Below are 3,682 nucleotides of genomic sequence, written 5' to 3'. Positions count from 1 at the left end.
TAAATGGTAATTCAAAGTTGATTACATGCTTAAGCTGTTCGATATCAAGACCACGTGCAGCAACATCTGTTGCTACCAATGCGCGTACTTTACCTGCTTTAAAATCTTCCAGACCACGTTCACGTGCGCCCTGTGATTTATCACCGTGTACCGCGATTGTCTTAATTCCATCTTTACACATTTCTTTTGCTAGGCTATCAGCGCCCTGCTTGGTTCGAGTAAAGATAAGTACTTGATGCCAGTTACGAGAGCCGATTAAGTAAGACGTTAATTCACGTTTACGATCCGTATCTACAGCATAAAATATTTGTTCTACTTGTTCAGCCGCGGCATTACGGGTATCGACTTCAACTAATAATGGATCGTTTAACAAACTCTTGCTTAGTTTAAAGATGGCATCATCAAATGTTGCCGAGAACAACATAGTCTGACGTTTCTTAGGTAAGTGTTTTAAGATACGACGGATCTCTTCCATAAAGCCCATATCTAACATACGGTCAGCTTCATCGAATACAATCTTTTCTACAAACTCAAGTGTTAGCGTTTCACGATCTAATAGATCAAGTAAACGGCCAGGTGTTGCAACTAAGATGTCAGCACCTTGTGCCAGTGCTTTTACTTGTGGGTTAATGCTAACACCACCATAAGCAAGTGCAGCCGTTAATCCACTGTCTTCGCTATACGTTACAAAGCTTTTGTGTACTTGCTGTGAAAGCTCACGGGTTGGCGTTAATACTAATGCACGAATTTGCTTTTTCGCTGTTGTGTCATCACTTAGGTTAGCTGTTAACTGCTGGATAATAGGTAATGCAAACGCCGCCGTTTTACCCGTACCCGTTTGCGCGCCACCCATAATGTCACGCCCTTCCAGAATAGCTGGAATAGCCTGCGCTTGAATTGGCGTAGGTGTTTCATAACCTAACTTGGTAACAGTATTAATTAAATTTTGATTAAGATTTAAAGCAGAAAAACCCATAATGACCTTACTAAACACAACAACAGAAACAATAGCCGCGCAGTGTAGCAGAACTCTTACAAGATTGCAGGTAAACTCGATAAAGGGTTGATTTAAAGGATCAGGGAAGTATTTACTGGATATAAAAAAGCCAACCGTGTAAACGATTGGCTTTCAATGCTAACTAGATTGAATTAATCAAAATCAAAATCAAAATTAAGCTTTAGCTGTGTTACCAGTAACTGCTGTTGCCTTACCAGCTTCTTGAGTTACCACTGGACGTTGTGCTTTTGGCGTTGAGTACCAGTAACCTAGGCCCATGAATGCAGTACCAGAAATGATATTACCCAGTGAAACCCATAATAGGTTGTGACCGACACCAACTAAATTGAATGCTTCTTGGCTGTCACCAAAATAAGACATTGCGAAGATAGTCATGTTAGCAATTGAATGCTCGTAACCAGACGCGATGAACGCTAATAGGCACCACCAAATAGCAATGAATTTACCAGTACCTTCAACACGTTGGCACATCCAGATTGCAAGACATACTAACCAGTTACATAAGATACCTTTAAACAGTAGTACCATCGCCGGAGCCGTTGTTTTTGCTAACGCAACTTTGTGCACCAAGCTTTCTGAATTTCCTAATAATTTACCGCCACCAGCGTAATAGAATAATGCAGCAACTGCGATTGAACCAATCAGGTTATATAACCATGTTTTTGGCAGAATACGTAAATTATCCCCCCAAGTAATAGCCCCTGTTTTTGCGCCTAATGCTAAAAACATCGTGTGACCAGTAAACAGTTCTGAACCCGCGATAATAACTAAGGTTAATGCGATACCAAATGTTGCGCCCATCACCAATGGACGAATAGATGGATCAACCATGTTACCCAGAGTGAAAATTAAGATAATACCAAGACCAACATACGCACCGGCCATTGCACCGCTGATAAGGAAACTAATTGGGTCTGTCTTGTCTAATTTTACGATTCGCGCAGCGTTAGCTGAACATTTTTTGATGGTATCTGCATACATAAGGGGACTTCCTTTTATAATTATTAAATTCGAAATTGATATACCAATAATGACTTCACACTCGCTTGAGTAATGATGTAAGTAATTATTCGTTATTGGGCTAGCAACTCGCTCACTGTTTCCATATTTAAATGCCCCACTCACAACAAGTGAGGCATTCTGTCAGGGACTATGCGTAATGATTAAGCATTGATCTCGACTGCGTCTTTGTTCACTCGTACTTTATACGTTGCAAGTGACACCAGATCATTCTCTAAACACTGACCAGTCGTTAAGTTAAAGCGTTGTTTCTTCAACGGACTCGCAACCCAAAGTTGCTCGTCATGTTCACAGATAATTCCGCGTGACAGTACGTTTGATTTGGCAAACGGGTCCATATTGTCGATAGCAAATAACTCATCATTGTCACGTGGACGGAAAATCGCAACTTGCTTACCATTAACCAGTGCACAAACGCCGGTTTTTGGGGTGATGTCGTTTAGCTGACAAACGTTAATCCATTTACTCATGCGTGTTCCTCCACAGTGATTGTATAAGTATCCGCTTTCTCTTCGATTGTAGCCGGACGATGTTGCTCACGTGCTGCAACAAAGCGCACATTACTGTCTTGCTCTTTAGAGTTAATGAAGTGAGCGAACCGTGTTTGCTGCTCTTCACTTTCAACGACTTCAGACCATTCGCATTTGAATTCAGAGATCAGCTTGTTGATGTCTGTTTCAAGTTGCTCATTGATGCCCAATTTGTCGTTAACAACCACTTCACGTAGGTAATCAACACCACCTTCTAAATTATCCATCCATACCGAAGTACGTTGTAACTTGTCGGCAGTACGTACATAGAACATCAAGAAACGATCTACATATTTAAGCAACGTCGCTTCATCTAAATCTGATGCCAGTAAGTCTGCGTGACGAGGGCTCATACCACCGTTACCACAGACATACATATTCCAGCCGGCGTCTGTTGCGATAATACCTAAATCTTTACCCTGTGCTTCAGCACATTCACGGGTACAACCTGATACACCAAATTTCATTTTATGTGGCGTACGAATACCTTTGTAACGGTTTTCAAGTAACACACCTAAACCAACACTGTCTTGCACACCAAAGCGGCACCATGTGCTACCAACACATGTCTTCGCCATACGTAATGCTTTTGCATACGCTTGACCTGTTTCATAACCCGCAGCAATCAGTTTTTTCCAAATCGCTGGTAAGTCACCTTTGTGGGCACCGAATAAACCGATACGCTGTGCGCCAGTGATCTTGGTATAAAGGTTATACTCAGCAGCAACTTCAGCCAGTACCGCTAATGCTTGTGGTGTTACTTCACCACCAGCCATACGTGGGATAACTGAATAAGTACCGTCTTTTTGCATGTTACCGAGGAAGTTATCATGAGTATCTTGCAGGCCAACATTGTCGCGACTTAATACATGCTCACCCCAGCAAGACGACAAGATAGAGCCAACAATTGGTTTACAGAATTCACAGCCGTAACCTTTACCGTATTTGCTTAATAGCTCTTCAAAGGTCTTGATGCCTTCGATACGAATAAGGTGGAATAACTCTTGGCGAGAATACTCAAAATGGCTACATAAGTGGTTTTTCACTTCGATGCCAGATTTAGCCAGTTCAGAATTAAGTACTTGAGTGATAAGTGGTAAACAACCACCACAAC

At 41.7% G+C, this 3,682-nt stretch carries 3 protein-coding genes and 1 pseudogene; all 4 read right to left on the bottom strand.

What is annotated here, in order from left to right:
- Positions 1-976 (bottom strand): DEAD/DEAH box helicase (locus QNK26_RS09260; RefSeq protein WP_319222414.1); only part of this gene is annotated, 976 nt, incomplete at its 3' end.
- Between the two features lie 195 nt (positions 977-1,171).
- Positions 1,172-1,999 (bottom strand): nitrite transporter NirC, encoded by an 828-nt coding sequence (gene nirC, locus QNK26_RS09255; RefSeq protein ID WP_319222413.1) that lies wholly within the window; start codon positions 1,997-1,999, stop codon positions 1,172-1,174.
- A 182-nt stretch (positions 2,000-2,181) separates the two neighbouring features.
- Positions 2,182-2,508: a nitrite reductase small subunit NirD gene (gene nirD / locus QNK26_RS09250; protein ID WP_319222412.1), complete on the bottom strand. Its 327-nt coding sequence runs from the start codon at positions 2,506-2,508 to the stop codon at positions 2,182-2,184.
- Positions 2,505-3,682, bottom strand: a pseudogene (locus tag QNK26_RS09245) (nitrite reductase (NAD(P)H)); the annotation flags it as partial. The gene nirD and the pseudogene QNK26_RS09245, both read right to left, overlap by 4 nt.

The sequence above is a fragment of the Moritella sp. genome, assembly GCF_033791185.1.
Taxonomy (GTDB): domain Bacteria; phylum Pseudomonadota; class Gammaproteobacteria; order Enterobacterales; family Moritellaceae; genus Moritella.
Note: the sequence above shows the minus strand (reverse complement) of the source record. Positions and strands in the feature narration are given on the sequence as shown.